The sequence below is a fragment of the Streptomyces sp. AC512_CC834 genome, assembly GCF_019049325.1.
Classification (GTDB): Bacteria; Actinomycetota; Actinomycetes; order Streptomycetales; family Streptomycetaceae; genus Streptomyces.
Map to the genome: position 1 here is coordinate 46541 of NZ_JAGMUO010000016.1, position 18552 is coordinate 65092.

Below are 18552 nucleotides of genomic sequence, written 5' to 3' on the forward strand. Positions count from 1 at the left end.
GGGTCTCACACGCACACGTTCTCGGGCACTCAGGCGGCGACGACGTCCACTGCCTCGGCGGGCGCCTTGATGGTCACCCGTTCCGGTGGCACACCGGCCACCGAGACGGAACCCAGCATCGGGCGCACCGGTGCCGGAACGGTCTCGCTGGGCGTTGCCGCAGCCGACCTGGCCAGCTCGGCGAGGGCAAGTTCGTCGCTCACTTCCCGCATGAGCTCGGACATCCGTACGTCCAGCGCGTCGCAGATGGCGGAGAGCAGTTCGGAAGAAGCCTCCTTCTGCCCCCGCTCCACCTCGGAGAGATAGCCGAGCGAGACTCGGGCGGACGAGGAGACTTCGCGCAGAGTACGGCCCTGGCGCTGGCGCTGCCGACGCAGCACGTCACCCAGCAGGCGACGGAGCAGAATCATCGGTGGCTCCCTCCTCGGACCGTGTAACCGCATCCTTCACGCCCCACCGTACCGCCTCGCGCCGCGGCCGTGCGGGGAGCGATGTCGTGTTCACTCAGGGCTGCAAACATCAAAACCCCCCGTTCCGTTCCGTATCCTGTGCCCGCTCATTCCCGGTCTGTTCGCCCGCAAGCTCCCTCAAAAGGAGTGCGAGTACGCTCCGTACACTCTCCATACGAATTTCCGCGCGGTCGCCGTTCAACCGCAGCGCCTCCACTTTTCCGCCAGGGGCGCAACCCTCGTCGGTCCCGAAGGGCCCGTCCACGGCCACGAAGACCGTTCCCACGGGCTGCCCGTCCTGCGGGTCCGGGCCGGCGACGCCCGTCGTCGCGATGCCCCAGTCGGCGCCGAGCGCCACGCGCACTCCTGCCGCCATCTGGGCGGCGACCTGCGGGTCCACCGCTCCCCGGGTCGCGAGGAGGGTGGCGTCGACGCCGAGCAGTTCCTGCTTCAGTTCCGTCGCGTAGGCGGTGACGGAACCCCGGAAGGCCTTGGAGGCCCCGGGGACCGCCGTGAGCGCGGACGCCACCATTCCACCGGTCAGTGACTCGGCGACCGCGAGGGTCTGGCCCTTGACCGTGAGTAGTCGCACCACGTCGGTGGCGGTGGAACTCAAGCTTCCGTCCCCTTCAACGCCGCCTTGCGCTCGGCGATTCCCTGGCGGCGCAGCACAATGGCCTGCTTCACATAGTCCAGCCCGGTCACCACGGTCAGGACGACCGCCGCAGCCATCACCCAGAACCTCAGGGTCGCCAGCGGCCCCGTCAGCGCCAGGACGTACATCCCGACGGCGATGCCCTGGGTGAGGGTCTTGAGCTTGCCGCCGCGGCTGGCGGGGATGACGCCGTACCGGATGACCACGAAACGCAGCACGGTGATCCCGAGTTCCCGGCCGAGGATGACGGCCGTGACCCACCACGGCAGGTCGCCGAGCGCGGAGAGGCAGATGAGCGCCGCGCCCATGATCGCCTTGTCGGCGATGGGGTCGGCGATCTTCCCGAAGTCGGTGACGAGGTTGTAGGTGCGCGCCAGGTGCCCGTCGAAGAGATCGGTGATCATGGCGACGGCGAAGGAGGCCCAGGCGAACGACCGCCAGGCCGGGTCGTACCCGCCGTTGCCGAGCATCAGCGCGACGAAGGCCGGCACGAGGAGCAGCCGGAGCATCGTCAGGAGGTTCGCGACGTTCCAGACACTCGCCTGGTTGACGGCGGCGGCCGTGATCTTGCCTCCGCGCCCGGCGGCACCGCCCTCGGTCGCACCCCGTTCCGTGCCACCCCGTTCCGCGCCGCCCCGCCCCGTTCCGCCCCGCCCTTTCCCGCCCCGTTCCGTCGAGCCTCGTCCCGCCCTGCCCCGCTCCGTCGGACCCCGTTCCACGGCACCCCCCGGAATCGCGCGCTCGGCCGGTTCGTGCGCCGCGCCCGGGGCTCCACGCGGGCCGGTCCTGCGCGCACTGGAGGAGCCGCCCGCCGCGGACGCCGGGACTCCGGTCATCTGCCGGCCTCCTCACTCCACTCGGGCGAACCCGGCAGCGGTTCGGCCACCAGGTCGACACCCTCGGTACCGACCACCTTCGCGTCGACCATACGACCGACACTCAGGCCTTCGCCGCTCGTGAGCAGCACCTGGCCGTCCGTCTCCGGCGCCTGATGCTCCGCGCGGCCGCGGACGCCGTCCCCCTCGTCGGCGGACTCCACGGACTCGACGAGCACCCGGACGGTCGCGCCCACGCGCTCATCGGCCCGCTGCGAGACGAGTTCCTCGGCCAGGCGGGATACACGTGCCAGCCGGTCGGCGACGACGTCCTCGTCCAGCTTGTCGCCGTAGGTCGCCGCTTCGGTGCCCTCCTCGTCGGAGTAGCCGAAGACGCCGATGGCGTCCAGCCGCGCGTGGTTCAGGAACCGCTCCAGCTCGGCGAGGTCGGACTCGGACTCGCCGGGGAAGCCCACGATGAAGTTGGAGCGCACGCCCGCCTCGGGGGCCTTGCTCCGGATGGTGTCGAGGAGCTCCAGGAAGCGGTCGGTGTCGCCGAAGCGGCGCATCGCGCGCAGCACGTTCGGGGCGGAGTGCTGGAAGGACAGGTCGAAGTAGGGCACGACCTTGGGGGTGGAGGTGAGCACGTCGATGAGACCCGGGCGCATCTCGGCCGGCTGGAGGTAGCTGACGCGCACGCGCTCGATGCCGTCGACGTCGGCGAGGTTCGGCAGCAGCGACTCCAGCAGGCGGATGTCGCCGAGGTCCTTGCCGTAGGAGGTGTTGTTCTCGGAGACCAGCATGATCTCCTTGACGCCCTGCCCGGCCAGCCACCGCGTCTCGTTCAGCACGTCGCTCGGGCGGCGCGAGATGAAGGAGCCGCGGAAGGACGGGATGGCGCAGAAGGAGCAGCGCCGGTCGCAGCCGGAGGCCAGCTTCACCGAGGCGACCGGGGAGCCGTCCAGGCGACGGCGCAGGGGCGCGCGGGGCCCGGAGGACGGGGCGACGCCCTCGGGGAGGTCGGCCGGGCCGTGCCCCGGCAGGGCGACGGAGGCGCCGGCCTCCTGGCGCTCGGCGGGGCTGATGGGCAGCAGCTTGCGCCGGTCGCGCGGGGTGTGGGCGGCGTGGATTCCGCCGTTCAGGATGGTCTGCAGGCGGTCGGAGATGTCGGCGTAGTCGTCGAAGCCGAGGACGCCGTCGGCCTCGGGGAGGGACTCGGCCAGCTCCTTGCCGTACCGCTCGGCCATGCAGCCCACCGCCACGACGGCCTGCGTTCTTCCGTGGCCCTTGAGGTCGTTGGCCTCAAGGAGGGCGTCCACGGAGTCCTTCTTGGCGGCCTCGACGAAGCCGCACGTGTTCACGACGGCGACGTCCGCTTTCTCGGCGTCCTCGACGAGCTTCCAGCCGTCCGCCTCCAGACGGCCTGCGAGCTCCTCCGAGTCCACCTCGTTACGGGCGCAGCCAAGGGTGACGAGTGCGACGGTACGGCTTTCAGGCATGGGCTCAAGACTACTTCGTCCCGCCGACAGCCCACGTCGACGGGGTTGGCCGATCCCGGCCAACCCCGTGGTGACTCGTCCCCGTGTCCCCTTGTCCGACCTGCGGGTCGCCCTATCCGACCTGCGGGTCGCCCTTCGTGTACGTCAGGCGTTCCACGGCGCCCGGCTGGAAGTCGTCCTCGATCTTCTTGCCGTTGACGTAGAGCTGGATGGCGCCGGCGTCGCCGAGGACGAGCTTGACCTTCTCGTTGTCCTGGAAGGTCTTGGAGTCGCCCTGCTTGAGCAGGCCGTCGAAGAGCAGCCGGCCGTTGTGGTCCTGGGCGGAGATCCAGCTTCGGCCGTCGGTGGCGGTGACCTTGACGGTGACCTTGTCCGCCGGGGCCGCGGCGATGGCGCTGTCGCTCGGCTCCGGCTTGGGGTCGGCGGGCTTCTTCGGCTCGGCGCTCGCCGAGGCTGACTCGCCGGACGTCGGCTGGGAGCCCTCGGCGACGCTCGCCTCGTTGCCGCCGTCGTCGCCGCCCTTGACGAACGTGAACCCCACGAAGCCGATCACGGCGACGATCGCGGCGACCATGGCGGCGGTCCAGTTGGGTCCGCGTCGCTCGGGACGGATGCGTTCCGCCTCGAACAGGGGCGCGGCGGGGGTCGGCGCCGGGCGTCCGCCGTGCTCGGCGTCGAACCGGGCGAGCAGTTCGGCGGGGTCGAGTCCGACGGCCTTGGCCAGGGTGCGGATGTGGCCGCGCGCGTAGACGTCGCCGCCGCAGGGCGCGAAGTCGTCCGCCTCGATGGCGTGCACGATGGCGATCCGGACCCGGGTGGCGGTGGTGATGTCGTCGACGGTCAGCCCGGCGGCGATCCGAGCCTGGTGCAGGGCACGGCCGACGGAGGGGCGGGCTTCCTCGGAAACGTCTTCGGAAACGTCTTCAGAGACGTCCTCGGACACGTCTTGGGACACGTCTTCGATCGGACGCTCGTCTTCAGGGGAGTTGCCGATGGACACGGGGGCGCCTTTCGAGCGGTTGGCCGCCTGTGCTGGACGTTCAGTCTAGGGGGGGTACAAACGGGTGGGGCAACCGGGCGGTACGACTTTGTACGCCATCGGAATGGCCCGGCACCCCGATGGTGGACTACCTGTTTGTCACTTCCCTCAACTTGACGTAGGCCGTGGGGAAACGGTTGCTCAATGATCCCTAACGGGTGAGTCACGATCGGCCGTCCGGCCTCGTGCCCCTCCGTCGCACGATCCTCGCGCGTACCGTTCCTACCCTTCAGACTCCCCCCGGATCAGCGCGAGCACGCCGTCCAGCTCATCAGGCTTCACAAGAACGTCACGAGCCTTTGAGCCTTCGCTCGGCCCGACGATGCTCCGCGACTCCATCAGGTCCATCAGCCGCCCGGCCTTGGCGAAGCCGACGCGCAGCTTGCGCTGGAGCATGGAGGTCGACCCGAACTGCGTGGAGACGACCAGCTCGGCCGCCTGGCACAGCAGGTCGAGGTCGTCGCCGATGTCCTCGTCGATCTCCTTCTTCTGCTTGGTGCCGACGGTGACGTCCTCGCGGAAGACGGGCGCCATCTGGTCCTTGCAGTGCTGGACGACGACCGCGACCTCCTCCTCGGTCACGAAGGCGCCCTGCATACGGGTCGGCTTGTTCGCGCCCATCGGCAGGAAGAGGCCGTCGCCCTTGCCGATCAGCTTCTCGGCGCCCGGCTGGTCGAGGATGACCCGCGAGTCCGCCAGCGAGGACGTGGCGAACGCCAGCCGCGAGGGCACGTTGGCCTTGATCAGACCGGTGACGACATCCACGGACGGCCGCTGGGTGGCGAGCACCAGGTGGATACCGGCCGCCCGCGCGAGCTGCGTGATCCGCACGATCGAGTCTTCGACGTCGCGCGGAGCGACCATCATCAGGTCGGCCAGCTCGTCCACGATCACCAGCAGGTACGGATACGGCGAGAGTTCGCGCTCGCTGCCCTCGGGCGCCTTGGCCTTGCCCTCGCGCACCGCACGGTTGAAGTCGTCGATGTGCCGGTAGCCGTAGGCCGCGAGGTCGTCGTAGCGCAGGTCCATCTCGCGCACGACCCACTGGAGCGCCTCGGCGGCCCGCTTCGGGTTGGTGATGATCGGCGTGATCAGGTGCGGGATGCCCTCGTACGCGGTCAGCTCGACGCGCTTGGGGTCGACCAGGATCATCCGGACGTCCTCGGGGGTCGCCCGCATCATGATCGAGGTGATCAGGCAGTTGATGCAGGACGACTTGCCGGAGCCGGTGGCGCCGGCGACCAGTATGTGCGGCATCTTCGCCAGCGAGTGCATGACGTAGCCGCCCTCGACGTCCTTGCCGAAGGCGACCAGCATCGGGTCGTCGTCCTCGGCGGACTCCGCGAGGCGCAGCACGTCGCCGAGGTTGACCATCTCCCGGTCGGTGTTGGGGATCTCGATGCCGACCGCGGACTTGCCGGGGATCGGGCTGATGATCCGCACGTCGGGGCTGGCGACGGCGTACGCAATGTTCTTGGTCAGCGCGGTGATCCGCTCGACCTTCACGGCGGGGCCCAGCTCGACCTCGTAGCGGGTGACCGTCGGGCCGCGGGTGAAGCCGGTGACGGCGGCGTCGACCTTGAACTCGGTGAAGACGGTGGTCAGCGAGGTGACTATGGCGTCGTTGGCGGCGCTGCGCACCTTGCCGGGGCCGCCGCGCGTGAGGAGGTCGAGGGCCGGCAGCGAGTAGGTGATGTCGCCGGAGAGCTGGAGCTGCTCGGCGCGCGGCGGCAGATCCCGTTCCTTGGGCAGCGGGGTCTTCGTGAGGTCGGGGACCTCGCCGTCCGCCGAGTCGGCCTCGCGCGTCTTGGCGGCGTCCTTCTTGAGCTTGCCCGGCTGCGGGCGCGCGGCCGGCACCGGCGTGGGGGTCGGCGTCGACGACTCGCGGTCCCCGGTGCTCACGCCCTGGGTGAGGTCGGCGACCAGCGGCGAGGGCGGCATCCCGTGCAGCACGGCTCCGTCGAGCGCGGCGGCGGCCGCGGCGGCGACGTCCACGGCGTCCATCGGGCGGTTCATCTCGGGCTGCGGCACGGCGGACCTGCGGCGCCTGCCGCGGCGCCGGGTGAGCGCCTCCTGCTCGGCCGCGTCGGGGTCGTACGGCTCGGCGGCGGCCGGTTCCCCGCGCCCGCGGGACCGGGCGGGCAGCGCCTCGCGCCACTGGTCGTCGTAGCGCTCGTCGTCGTCGGTGAACGCGTCCGCCTCCGGTTCGCCGACCACGCCGAGCCGCACCCCGAGCTGCCGCAGCCGCTGCGGAATCGCGTTGACCGGGGTGGCCGTGACGACCAGCAGCCCGAAGAGCGTGAGCAGCACGAGCAGCGGCACGGCCAGCACGTCGGTCATCGAGTACGACAACGGGGTCGCCGCGCCCCAGCCGATGAGGCCGCCGGCGTCCCTTATGGACTGCATACCCTCGCCGCGGGCGGGTGAGCCGCAGGCGATGTGCACCTGGCCGAGCACGCCGATGACGAGGGCGGACAGGCCGATCACGATCCGCCCGTTGGCCTCGGGCTTCTCGGGGTGCCGGATCAGGCGCCCGGCGATGGCTCCGAGCAGGATCGGCACGAGCAGGTCGAGGCGGCCGAAGGCGCCGGTCACGAGGATCTCGACAAGGTCGCCGACGGGACCCTTGAGGTCGGCCCAGGTGCCCGCGGCGACGATCAGGGCGACGCCGAGCAGCAGCAGGGCGACGCCGTCCTTGCGGTGGGCCGGGTCGAGGTTCTTGGCGCCCTGCCCTATGCCGCGGAAGACGGCCCCGACTCCGTGCGCGAGGCCCAGCCAGAGCGCGCGCACCAGCCGGTAGACGCCTCCGGTGGGACTCGGAGCCGGTTTGGGCGCGGGCTTCTTCGCCGCGGCCTTCTTGGCCGGAGCCTTTTTCGCGGGCGCCTTTTTCGCGGCGGCCTTCTTCGCCGGACCCTTCGCGGGAGCGGCAGCCTTCTTCGCGGGCTGCTTCTTGGCTGCGGCGGGACGTGAGGCCATAGGTGTGAGGTTACCGGTGGAGACGCCAGTCGACACGTGTGCCTACCGCTTCACCCGTTCGTGTCGCTCACACGAGGCACCGGAACTGACGCTTCCGGTACAGCCCCTGACAAGCCCTCACAAACCGCCTCACCGGCCGTCGCACGGGTCGTCGCACGGGTCGTCGCACAGGTCGTGGTCGTGGCACGGGTCTCGTCCCACCGGCCTCGCGGCCCGTCAGTTGACGGCGGCCTGGCCTCCGGAGGCGCCCGGCTCCAGGGCGTCGAGTGCCCGTCGCAGCCCGGTGAGCTTGCGCTCCAGATGGGCGGCCGTCGCCACCGCCGCCGCGTCCGTCGATTCGTCGCCCAGTTGCTTGGAGAGCGCCTCCGCCTGCTCCTCCACGGCCGCCAGCCGTGCCGAAAGCTCGGCGAGCAGCCCCGCGGGCTCCTTGGCCTCGCCGGCTGCCGCGGCCTTGTCGTTGCCCTCCAACTGGAGCCGGAGCAGCGCCGCCTGCTCGCGGAGCTGGCAGTTCTTCATGTACAGCTCGACGAAGACCGAGACCTTGGCGCGCAGCACCCAGGGGTCGAACGGCTTGGAGATGTAGTCCACCGCACCCGCCGCGTACCCGCGGAACGTGTGGTGCGGCCCGTGGTTGATCGCGGTGAGGAAGATGATCGGGATGTCCCGGGTCCGCTCCCGCCGCTTGATGTGCGCGGCGGTCTCGAAACCGTCCATGCCCGGCATCTGGACGTCCAGCAGAATGACCGCGAAGTCGTCCGTGAGCAGCGCTTTGAGCGCTTCCTCCCCGGACGATGCCCGCACCAGCGTCTGATCGAGCGCCGAGAGGATCGCCTCCAGCGCAAGCAGATTCTCCGGCCGGTCATCGACCAGGAGGATCTTGGCCTTCTGCACCATGGCCCGCCCTCCTCGCCCCGGCGTGGGGCCTCCCCTGTCCGCAGGACTTGGCGCGGCACCGGCGGGTGCCGCCCCGGGGGACGACTCCCTTGCGCCGCCCGTCCTTGTGCCGGTCATCGTAGCCGCACCCCGCCTGTCGCCACACCCTGTCACCGCGATGTCACTGTGCACGTAGCAGAAACGTGGCGGGGGACCAGAAGGTTCCCCGAATCCCGTACTTCTACACGGCTCCGGGCACGCCCAGTCAGCGACCGCGCGTGGACTCCGAAGGTTCCCGCCGTTTACGCACACCCCACGTTCGCACACTGCCGGAGCGAGCCGCACGGGAGGTGCCCGTAGGTACCCGCAGACCGTGCCCGAACGTACTCCGGGCGCGGTCTCCGGCCGTACCGACCACGCCCCTCCACGTCCCTCCGCTTCCCATCCCTCCGCTTCCCTTCTCTCCGGCTCCCGGCGCTCACTCCTCGCGCATCCACTGCTGCATCACCGTCAGCAGGTGGTCGGGGTCGACCGGTTTCGTCACGTAGTCGGACGCGCCCGACTCGATCGCCTTCTCCCGGTCGCCCTTCATCGCCTTCGCGGTCAGCGCGATGATCGGCAGGCCGGCGAACTGGGGCATCCGGCGGATCGCCGTGGTCGTCGCGTATCCATCCATCTCGGGCATCATGATGTCCATCAGGACGACCGCGACGTCCTCGTGCTGCTCCAGGACCTCGATGCCCTCACGCCCGTTCTCGGCGTACAGCACGGACAGGCCGTGCTGCTCCAGGACACTGGTGAGCGCGAAGACGTTACGGATGTCGTCGTCGACGATCAGCACCTTCTGCCCGCCGAACCGGATCCCGCGGGTCGGCTGCGGCACCGTCTCCTGCCCGGTGCCCGTCTCCTGCCCGATGCCCGGCTGCCGCTCCTGGGCCGCGGGCCGGTCCTCGGTCTCGGCGACCGACTTGCGCCGACGCCGGAAGAGCGCCGCCGCGCCGCTCTGCGAGTCCTGGTACGACCTCACCTCGGCCGGCGTCTCGATCTCCCCGCCCGGCAGCTCGGCCGTGGCGCCCGAGGACACCGGCAGCTCACCGGCCGCCACGGACGGCAGGGCCTGCTGGAAGCCGTGCGGGGGCAACTCGCTGGGGCGCAGCGGCAGGTAGAGCGTGAACGTCGAGCCGCGGCCCGGCTCGCTCTGCGCGTGGATCTCGCCGCCCAGCAGTTGCGCGATCTCCCGCGAGATGGACAGCCCCAGGCCCGTACCGCCGTACTTGCGGCTGGTGGTGCCGTCGGCCTGCTTGAACGCCTCGAAGATCACCTGCATCTTGCTGGCCGCGATCCCGATGCCCGTGTCGCTCACGGAGAACGCGATCAGCTCGGTGTCCGCGTCGTTCATCGAACCGGCCTCCAGCAACTGCTCCCGGATCCTCAGCGGAACGTCGTCCCGGGCCGGCCGGATGACCAGCTCGACGGCGCCCGAGTCGGTGAACTTCACCGCGTTGGACAGCAGGTTGCGCAGCACCTGGAGGAGCCGCTGCTCGTCGGTGTGCAGCGTGGCGGGCAGCTCGGGCGACACCCGCACCGACAGGTCCAGGCCCTTCTCCGCGGTCAGCGGCCGGAAGGTGGCCTCCACGTAGTCGACGAGCTGGACGAGCGCGATGCGCGTCGGAGAGACGTCCATCTTGCCCGCGTCGACCTTGGACAGGTCGAGGATGTCGTTGATGAGCTGGAGCAGGTCGGACCCGGCGCCGTGGATCGTCTCGGCGAACTCGACCTGCTTCGGGGTCAGGTTCGCGTCGGCGTTGTCGGCGAGCAGCTTGGCCAGGATCAGCAGTGAGTTGAGCGGCGTACGCAACTCGTGCGACATGTTGGCCAAAAACTCGCTCTTGTAGCGCATGGAGACCGCGAGCTGCTCGGCCCGCTCCTCCAGGACCTGCCGCGCCTCCTCGATCTCGGTGTTCTTCACCTCGATGTCGCGGTTCTGCTGCGCCAGCAGCTCGGCCTTCTCCTCCAGTTCGGCGTTGGACGACTGGAGCGCCTTCTGCCGCTGCTCCAACTCCTCCGACCGCTCCCGAAGCTGCTCGGTCAGCTCCTGCGACTGACTCAGCAGCACCTCCGTCTTGGTGTTGACGGAGATGGTGTTGACGCTGGTCGCGATCATCTCGGCGATCTGGTTGAGGAAGTCCTTCTGGATGTGCGTGAACGGCGTGAAGGACGCCAGCTCGATGACGCCGAGCACCTGCCCCTCGAACAGCACCGGCAGCACGATCACCTGGGCGGGCGGGGCCTCACCGAGCCCGGAGGAGATCTTCAGGTAGCCGCTGGGCGCGTTCTCCACGAGGATCGTGCGCTTCTCCTGGGCGGCCGTGCCGACCAGCGCCTCCCCCGGCCGGAACGAGGTGGGCATGGAACCCATCGAGTAGCCGTACGACCCGAGCATGCGCAGCTCGTAGCGGTCCTCCTCGGCCCCCGCCTGATCCTGGCCGTCGACCAGCGGCATCGCGAGGAAGAACGCGCCGTGCTGCGCGGAGACCACCGGCGTCAGTTCGCTCATGATCAGCGAAGCCACGTCCTGGAGGTCCCGGCGGCCCTGCATCAGCCCGGAGATCCGGGCCAGATTGCCCTTGAGCCAGTCCTGCTCCTTGTTGGCGATCGTGGTGTCGCGCAGGTTGGCGATCATCTTGTTGATGTAGTCCTGAAGCTCGGAGATCTCGCCGGAGGCGTCCACGTCGATCTTCAGATTCAGGTCGCCGCGCGTCACCGCGGTCGCCACGCGCGCGATGGCACGCACCTGCCGGGTGAGATTCCCGGCCATCTCGTTCACGGACTCGGTCAGGTCCCGCCAGGTGCCGTCGACGTCCCGCACGCGTGCCTGACCGCCGAGCTGCCCCTCCGTGCCCACCTCACGGGCCACGCGGGTGACCTCCTCGGCGAACGAGGACAACTGGTCGACCATCGTGTTGATGGTCGTCTTCAGCTCCAGGATCTCGCCGCGCGCGTCGATGTCGATCTTCTTGGTCAGGTCGCCCTTGGCGATCGCCGTGGTGACCATGGCGATGTTGCGCACCTGACCGGTCAGGTTGGACGCCATCTGGTTCACCGACTCGGTGAGGTCCTTCCACGTGCCGGACACGCCCGGCACGTGCGCCTGACCGCCGAGGATGCCGTCCGTACCCACCTCGCGGGCCACCTTGGTGACCTGGTCCGCGAACGAACTCAGCGTCTTCACCATGGTGTTGAACGTGTCGGCGAGCTGCGCCACCTCACCGCGCGCCTCGATCGTCACCGTCCGCGTCAGATCGCCGTTGGCGACGGCCGCGGCCACCTGGGAGATGTTCCGCACCTGAACGGTGAGGTTCTTCGCCATCAGGTTGACGTTGTCGCTGAGGTCCTTCCAGATGCCCACGACGCCCGGCACGTGCGCCTGACCGCCGAGGATGCCCTCCGTGCCCACCTCGCGGGCCATCCGCGTGACCTGCTCCGCGAACGACGACAACTGGTCGACCATGGTGTTGACGGTGGTGACCAGCTCGAGAATCTCGCCCTTGGCGTCGACCGTGATCTTCTTCGACAGGTCGCCCTTGGCCACGGCGGTGGTGACCTCGGCGATGTTGCGGACCTGCATGGTCAGGTTGTTGGCCATGCCGTTCACGGACTGCGTGAGGTCCTTCCAGGTGCCGGAGACGCCCTGCACCTCCGCCTGGCCGCCGAGGATGCCCTCGGTGCCCACCTCGCGGGCGACCCGGGTGACCTCCTGGGCGAACGACGAAAGCTGGTCCACCATCGTGTTCAGCGTGTTCTTCAGCTCGAGGATCTCCCCGCGCGCGTCCACGGTGATCTTCTGGGACAGGTCACCGCGGGCCACCGCCGTCGCGACCTGCGCGATGTTGCGCACCTGCGCGGTGAGATTGCCGGCCATGCCGTTCACGGAGTCGGTCAGGTCGCGCCACACACCGGCGACGCCGGGCACCTGCGCCTGGCCGCCGAGGCGGCCCTCCGTGCCCACCTCGCGGGCGACCCGGGTGACCTGCTCGGCGAAGGAGGACAACTGGTCGACCATCGTGTTGATGGTGTTCTTCAGCTCGAGGATCTCGCCGCGCGCGTCGACGTCGATCTTCTGGGACAGGTCGCCCCGCGCCACGGCCGTCGTCACCTGGGCGATGTTGCGCACCTGGGAGGTCAGATTGCCGGCCATCGAGTTGACGGAGTCCGTCAGCTCCTTCCAGGTGCCCGACACCCCGTCGACCCGGGCCTGACCGCCGAGGCGGCCCTCCGTGCCCACGTCCCGGGCCATCCGCGTGACCTGGTCGGCGAAGCTGGAGAGCTGGTCCACCATCGTGTTCACGGTGTTCTTGAGCTGGAGCATCTCGCCGGAGACGTCCACGGTGACCTTCTGCGACAGGTCCCCGTTGGCCACGGCCGTCGTCACCTGGGCGATGTTCCTCACCTGACCGGTGAGGTTGCGGAACGCCGTGTTGACCGAGTCCGTCAGGTCCTTCCACGTACCCGCCGCCCCGGGCACCTGCGCCTGACCGCCCAGCTCGCCCTCGACCCCGACCTCACGCGCCACCCGCGTGACCTCGGCACCGAAGGCGGAGAGCTGGTCCACCATCGTGTTGACGGTGTTCTTCAGCTCCAGCATCTCGCCGGCCACGTCGACGGTGACCTTCTGCGACAGGTCGCCGCTGGCCACGGCCGTCGTCACCGCGGCGATGTCGCGGACCTGGGTGGTCAGGTTCCGGAAGACGGTGTTGACGGAGTCCGTCAGGTCCTTCCAGATGCCTGCCGCACCCGGCACGTTCGCCTGCCCGCCGAGCTGCCCCTCGCCACCGGTCTCGTTGGCCACCCGCGTGACCTCGTCCGCGAAGATCCGCAGCGTCTCGGTCATCTGGTTGATCGTCTCGGCGAGCTGCGCGACCTCGCCACGGGCCGGCACCGTCACCTTCTTCGACAGATCGCCGTTGGCGACCGCCGTCGTCACGTGGGAGATCTCGCGCACCTGGGCCGTCAGGTTCCCGGCCATGGTGTTGACGGAGTCGGTCAGCTCCTTCCACACCCCGGCCACGCCCGGCACCTGCGCCTGCCCGCCCAGGGCACCCTCGGTGCCCACCTCCCGGGCGACCCGCGTCACCTCGGACGAGAACGCGGAGAGCTGGTCCACCATCGTGTTGACGGTGTTCTTCAGCTCCAGCATCTCGCCGGCCACGTGAACCGTGACCTTCCGGGACAGATCACCCTTGGCCACCGCCGTCGTCACCAGCGCGATGTCCCGCACCTGAGCGGTGAGCCGGTACGCCATCGTGTTGACGGAGTCCGTCAGGTCCTTCCACGAACCCGACATACCGCGCACCCGGGCCTGGCCGCCCAGCTTGCCCTCGGTACCGACCTCGCTGGCCACCCGCGTGACCTCGTCCGTGAACGTCGACAACTGGTCGACCAGGTTGTTCACGGTCCGGCCGACCTTCAGGAACTCCCCGCGCAGCGGCTGCCCGGTGCCCTCGTCACTCTGCGTCCGCAGTTCCATGCGGGGCGACAGGTCACCGTCCGCCACCGCCGACAGCACCCGGCTGACCTCGGACACGGGCCGCACGAGGTCGTCCACCAGCGCGTTCGAGTTGTCGATCGCGGTCGCCCAGGAGCCCTCGCAGGCCCCCGTCTCCAGCCGTTCCGTGAGCTTTCCCTCACGCCCGACCGTGCGCCGCACCCGCGCCAGCTCACCCGTGAGCTGGAGATTGCGGTCGGCCACCTCGTTGAAGACCGCCGCGATCTCCGACATCACTCCGTCACCGGACACCGTGAGCCGCCTGCGGAAGTTCCCCTCCCGCATCGACACGAGAGCCGCGAGCAGCCGGTTCAGCGCGGCCGTGTCCACCGTCGTACTGCCGCCGCTGCGCGTACTCCCACCCCGCGACTTGCCCTGGCTACTCAGGGACTGTCCGCCTTTCGCGCGCGTCTTCGTGGCCCGCGTCGCTGCGCCAGACTCCACTGTGTCCCTCCCGCAGGGGTCGACCGATACTGCTGTGCCCGGCCGCCACCGCTCGGGCGGACCGGCTACTGCCGCGTTCTTCCTGTGCTGCCGGGCGGTCCGGCCCGGCTCACCGGACCGCTTCCAGGGCTGCTGCCCACCGCGCTGGGTGCGCATTCACCTGCCCGGACCTTCATAAGAAGCCTGCCCAGTGTTTCACCCCGGCCGAACCAGGCCATAACAGTTCGGCAGCTTCGCACATCGTCCGCACACCCTCTGGGCGGAAACACTGCAGACCGGCATCCGCATGGACGGCGAAGGTAAGTAACCTTGCATGCGGCTGTCCAGCCAAGCCGGTCCGTCCGGCCCGGGCAGCGGCACGAAGACGAGCGGGCACGGAGGGGCGGCCGGAATGACCACCGGACTGATCCCGGGGGAGCAGCCCCCGGATCCCGGGCCGACGGGTGGACTGCCGCAGCAGCGGCGCGAGCCGGTCGGCCATGAGGCCGTGCCCGGGGAGAGAGGGTCGAGGAGTTCTGTGATCACCGCGCGTGCGGCCGCCAGCTTCGAGCCCGTCGGACGATCCGTGGCGAGCGCCCGGGCCTTCGTCCGCGACACGCTTCAGGGCTGGGGCCATGCCGACATCGTCGACGACGCCGTGGTGCTCACAAGCGAACTGGTGACCAACGCCGTGGTACACGCCGGCACCACCGCCGACGTCCTGTGCCTGCGCAGCGACGACGGCGTACGGATCGAGGTGGCCGACCACTACCCCGAGCGCGAGGTGCCCCTCCAGGGCTCCCCCGCCGACATGGGCAGCCCCGACCGCGAGGGCGGCCGCGGTCTCCAACTGTGCGCGGCCCTGGCCGACCGGTGGGGCGTCGAGTACTCGCCCACGCTGAAGAACGTCTGGTTCCACCTGCATCTGCCCGAGCGTCCGGTCGGCACCCGCACCGCGGGCCCCTCCCTCCCCGCCGCCCTGCTGCCCCTGGCCGACGGCAGGGTCCGCGTCGCCGTCGTCCAGATCGACCGCACCGGCGCCGTCACGTCCTGGAACGAGGACGCCGACGATCTCTTCGGCTACTCCGCCGAGCAGGTCGTCGGAAAGCCGCTGACCGACATCGCCGCCTGGCCGCACACCCCCGGCACCAGCACCGGCATCGCCGAGGCACTCCAGCTCTCCCGCTGGGAGGGCAGCTACGGCATAAGGGGCGCCAACGGCCGCGTCACCCCGGTCTACGCCTCCCACCTCCGCGTCCGCGACGCCGGCGGCGAACCCTCCACGGTCTGCCTCCTCGTCCGGGACCACGAACGGGCGGTGCTGCAGACTCCGTTGCGCGTGCAGGCCTCCGACTCCTCGTCCTCCGAGGGCCAGAGCGCCGACCCCTTCGAGGTGTTCATCGGCTCCCCCGCCCCGGACGACCTCGACGGTCTCCTCCAGCGCACGGTCGAACGCGCCCGCGACATGCTCGACGCCGACGCCGCCTTCCTGCTCCTGGCGACCGACGACGAAACGGAGTTGGAGGTCCGCGCCTCCACCGGCCTGCCCTCCGCCCGCCAGCGTTTCGCCCGCGTCCCCGTCGAGGCCGGCCCCGGCCGCTACGGCTCGGCGCGCATGCCCGCCGTCCACGACGACCTCGAGGCCGTCCCCGGCGCGGTCCCGCTGCTCCACGGCACGGGCATGCGCTCGGTCGTCACCGTCCCCCTCAAGGTCGAGGGCCGCCTCACCGGCTCCCTCGGCGTCGCGGCCGAGTCCGCCGGCCGGTACTCCAACGAGGAGGCGCTGCGCCTTCAGTTCGCCGCGGACCGCATCGCGCTGGCCGTCGAGTCGGCGCGCCTCGGCGAGCTGGAGCGGCTGCGCCGAGGTTCCCTCAGCTTCCTCGTCGAGGCCTCCGACCTCCTCGCCGGCACCCTCGACCGCGACCAGACGCTGGCCCTGATGGCCCAGATGACCGTCCCGACGCTGGCCACCTGGTGCGCCGTCTACACCATCGCCGACCAGGCCTCGGACCCGTACCTGTCCTACGTGCTGCACGAGGACGAGGAACTCATCGACGGCATCAAGTCCCTGCTGTCGAAGATCGCCCCGCCCGACCCGGTACCCACCCCGGGCGCCCGCGTCTGGACGGCGCCCGCGGAGATGGCCCACCAGGCGGCGCTGCGCACCTCCATGCGCGACCTCGGCCTGAGCGGCGGCCCGACCTACCAGCTCAGCACCGGCATCGGCCCGACCCTCGCCACGGCCTCCGCCGTCGGCGGCGAGACGGTGGTCCTCCCGCTGGTCGCGCGCAACCGCGTCATCGGCATGCTCACCCTCGGCAAGCCCACCGACGACCACTTCCGCCAGGAGATCCTCGAACTCGCCGAGGACCTGTCCCGACGGGCCGCCCTGGCCCTGGACAACGCCAGGCTGTACTCGGAGCGCACGGCGATCAGCCAGTCCCTCCAGCGCAGCCTCCTGCCGCCCGAGCTGCCCCTCATCGACGGCGTCGAGGTCGAGGTCATCTACCGCGCGGCCGGCGAGGGCAACGAGGTCGGCGGTGACTTCTACGACCTCTTCCCGATCAGCGACGGCGCCTACGGCTTCGCCATCGGCGACGTCTGCGGCACCGGCCCCAACGCGGCGGCCGTCACGGGCCTGGCCCGGCACGCCCTGCGCCTGCTCGCCCGCGAGGGCCTCAGCGGTCCCGCGGTCCTGGAGCGCCTCAACTCCGCCATCCTCGACGAGGGCGCCCGCAGCCGCTTCCTCACGCTGCTGTACGGCGAGATGCGCCCGCAGGAGGACGGCAGCGCGGAACTGAAGGTGGTCTGCGCCGGCCATCCCCTCCCACTGCGACTGCGCCAGGACGGCACGGTCGAGCCGGCCGCCGAACCGCAGCCCCTCCTCGGCGTCATCGAGGACCTGGAGCTCTACGAGCAGAGGGTCACCCTCGACCCGGGCGACGTCCTGCTCTGCGTCACGGACGGCGTCACCGAACGCCGCGAGGGCACGCGCATGCTGGGCGACGACGGCCTCGCCGACGTCCTCACCACCTGCACGGGCCTGACGGCCGGCGCGGTGGCCGCCCGCATCATGCGTGCGGTGGAACGCTTCGCGTCCGACGCCCCGTCCGACGACATGGCGATCCTCGCGATGCGCGTCCCGGAGCCCCACGCGGACTGACACAGGGCATGCGAAAGGCCCCGCCCGAAAGGGGCGGGGCCTTTGTGCTGGAGCCCCCAAACGGAATCGAACCGTTGACCTTCTCCTTACCATGGAGACGCTCTACCGACTGAGCTATAGGGGCCTGTTGCTTTCCGAGGCTTCCCTCGCGGCAACGGAATAGATCATACCCCGAACAAGCCGGTGCCTCAAACCACGGACTTGCCTTCTTGCCTTCTTGCCTTCTTGTTTTCAGTACGCCGGCTGCAGCAGCCCGCCGAGCGAATTGCAGGCGGACACGATCCGCTGCATGTCCCGTTTGGTCAACGCGGCCTCGACCGGCAGCGCGAGGGTCTCGTCGACGGCCCGCTCCGTTTCCGGCAAGGACACACATCGCCGAAATCCGGGCATCCGGTGCACGGGCGTCTTCACCGGCACCCGGCATTCGACTCCCCTGGCCCGTACGGCACGGGCGAAGGCGTCACGATCCGGCCGCCCGTTCCCCGGCACCCGCACCACGTACTGCTGATAGGTGTGCCCGTCACCCCAGTCGGGGGTGCGCACACCCCGCAATCTGACGTCGAGATAGGCCGCCCGCTGCCTGCGCCGCGCTATCTCGTCGTACGGCACCTCGGACTCGCCCTGCTCCAGGACGAGCAGCCCGTGCCGCTGTCCGACCGCGTGCAGCGGACCCAGGTCCGCCGGCCGCCCGAACCGGTGCACGGCGACAATGGCCGCGGTCCGAGGCGTCAGCGCAGCCTCCACCCCGGAGGCGTCCAGGCAGTACGTCCCCGGATCTATGTCGGCGAACACCGGCGACGCACCGACCAGGGCGGCGGCCTCGGCGACTTCCACGTTCCCGAAGGCAGGTACGACGACCTCGTCGCCGACGCCCACGCCGGCGGCCCTGAGCATTGCTGCAGTACCCATACGATGAATGGTCGGCGCGCAACGTGAACTTGAAGTGACGGAAAGCAAAAAAGGACTGGTCTCGGAACCGAAGTTCCGGGACCAGCCCCTTCTAAAGATTGTTCGGCAGCGTCCTACTCTCCCACAGGGTCCCCCCTGCAGTACCATCGGCGCTGTAAGGCTTAGCTTCCGGGTTCGAAATGTAACCGGGCGTTTCCCCTACGCTA

10 protein-coding genes, 1 tRNA gene and 1 rRNA gene are annotated in these 18552 nt (G+C 70.1%); 1 reads left to right on the forward strand and 11 read right to left on the reverse strand.

Annotated elements, in window-relative coordinates:
• Nucleotides 1-29 precede the first annotated feature (29 nt).
• The 8 genes from KUM40_RS06590 to KUM40_RS06625 form a co-directional block, all read right to left on the reverse strand.
• Nucleotides 30-410 (reverse strand): helix-turn-helix domain-containing protein, encoded by a 381-nt coding sequence (locus tag KUM40_RS06590; protein WP_217163829.1) that lies wholly within the window; start codon nt 408-410, stop codon nt 30-32.
• 109 nt (nt 411-519) lie between these two features.
• Entirely contained in the window at nt 520-1065 is a 546-nt protein-coding gene (locus tag KUM40_RS06595) for a CinA family protein (protein ID WP_217163831.1), read from the reverse strand.
• On the reverse strand, nt 1062-1940 hold the full coding sequence (pgsA, locus tag KUM40_RS06600) for a CDP-diacylglycerol--glycerol-3-phosphate 3-phosphatidyltransferase (protein WP_217163833.1): 879 nt from the start codon (nt 1938-1940) through the stop codon (nt 1062-1064). The genes KUM40_RS06595 and pgsA overlap by 4 nt, the downstream gene beginning before the upstream one ends.
• Entirely contained in the window at nt 1937-3418 is a 1482-nt protein-coding gene (gene rimO, locus KUM40_RS06605; RefSeq protein WP_217163835.1) for a 30S ribosomal protein S12 methylthiotransferase RimO, read from the reverse strand. Before rimO ends, pgsA begins: the two co-directional genes overlap by 4 nt.
• A 112-nt stretch (nt 3419-3530) precedes the next feature.
• On the reverse strand, nt 3531-4418 hold the full coding sequence (locus tag KUM40_RS06610) for a helix-turn-helix domain-containing protein (RefSeq protein WP_217163837.1): 888 nt from the start codon (nt 4416-4418) through the stop codon (nt 3531-3533).
• Nucleotides 4419-4679: 261 nt separating this feature from the next.
• The gene (locus KUM40_RS06615) at nt 4680-7433 is read right to left on the reverse strand and encodes a DNA translocase FtsK (RefSeq protein ID WP_217163839.1); all 2754 of its coding nucleotides are present in this window, start codon (nt 7431-7433) and stop codon (nt 4680-4682) included.
• A 216-nt stretch (nt 7434-7649) separates the two neighbouring features.
• Nucleotides 7650-8327, reverse strand: a complete 678-nt coding sequence (locus tag KUM40_RS06620; protein WP_217163842.1) for a two-component system response regulator — start codon at nt 8325-8327, stop codon at nt 7650-7652.
• A 457-nt stretch (nt 8328-8784) separates the two neighbouring features.
• Nucleotides 8785-14295: a HAMP domain-containing protein gene (locus tag KUM40_RS06625; RefSeq protein ID WP_217163843.1), complete on the reverse strand. Its 5511-nt coding sequence runs from the start codon at nt 14293-14295 to the stop codon at nt 8785-8787.
• Between the two features lie 391 nt (nt 14296-14686).
• On the opposite strand from KUM40_RS06625, the gene KUM40_RS06630 reads away from it, so the two are divergent.
• Nucleotides 14687-17437: a SpoIIE family protein phosphatase gene (locus tag KUM40_RS06630; protein ID WP_217163845.1), complete on the forward strand. Its 2751-nt coding sequence runs from the start codon at nt 14687-14689 to the stop codon at nt 17435-17437.
• 48 nt (nt 17438-17485) lie between these two features.
• Here the strand turns inward: KUM40_RS06630 and KUM40_RS06635 are convergent.
• From KUM40_RS06635 to rrf, 3 genes are all read right to left on the reverse strand, one after another.
• A tRNA-Thr gene (locus KUM40_RS06635) sits at nt 17486-17561 on the reverse strand.
• Nucleotides 17562-17668: 107 nt separating this feature from the next.
• Nucleotides 17669-18331 (reverse strand): DegT/DnrJ/EryC1/StrS family aminotransferase, encoded by a 663-nt coding sequence (locus KUM40_RS06640; RefSeq protein ID WP_217163848.1) that lies wholly within the window; start codon nt 18329-18331, stop codon nt 17669-17671.
• A gap of 115 nt (nt 18332-18446) precedes the next feature.
• Nucleotides 18447-18552, reverse strand: a 5S ribosomal RNA gene (gene rrf / locus KUM40_RS06645); the annotation flags it as partial.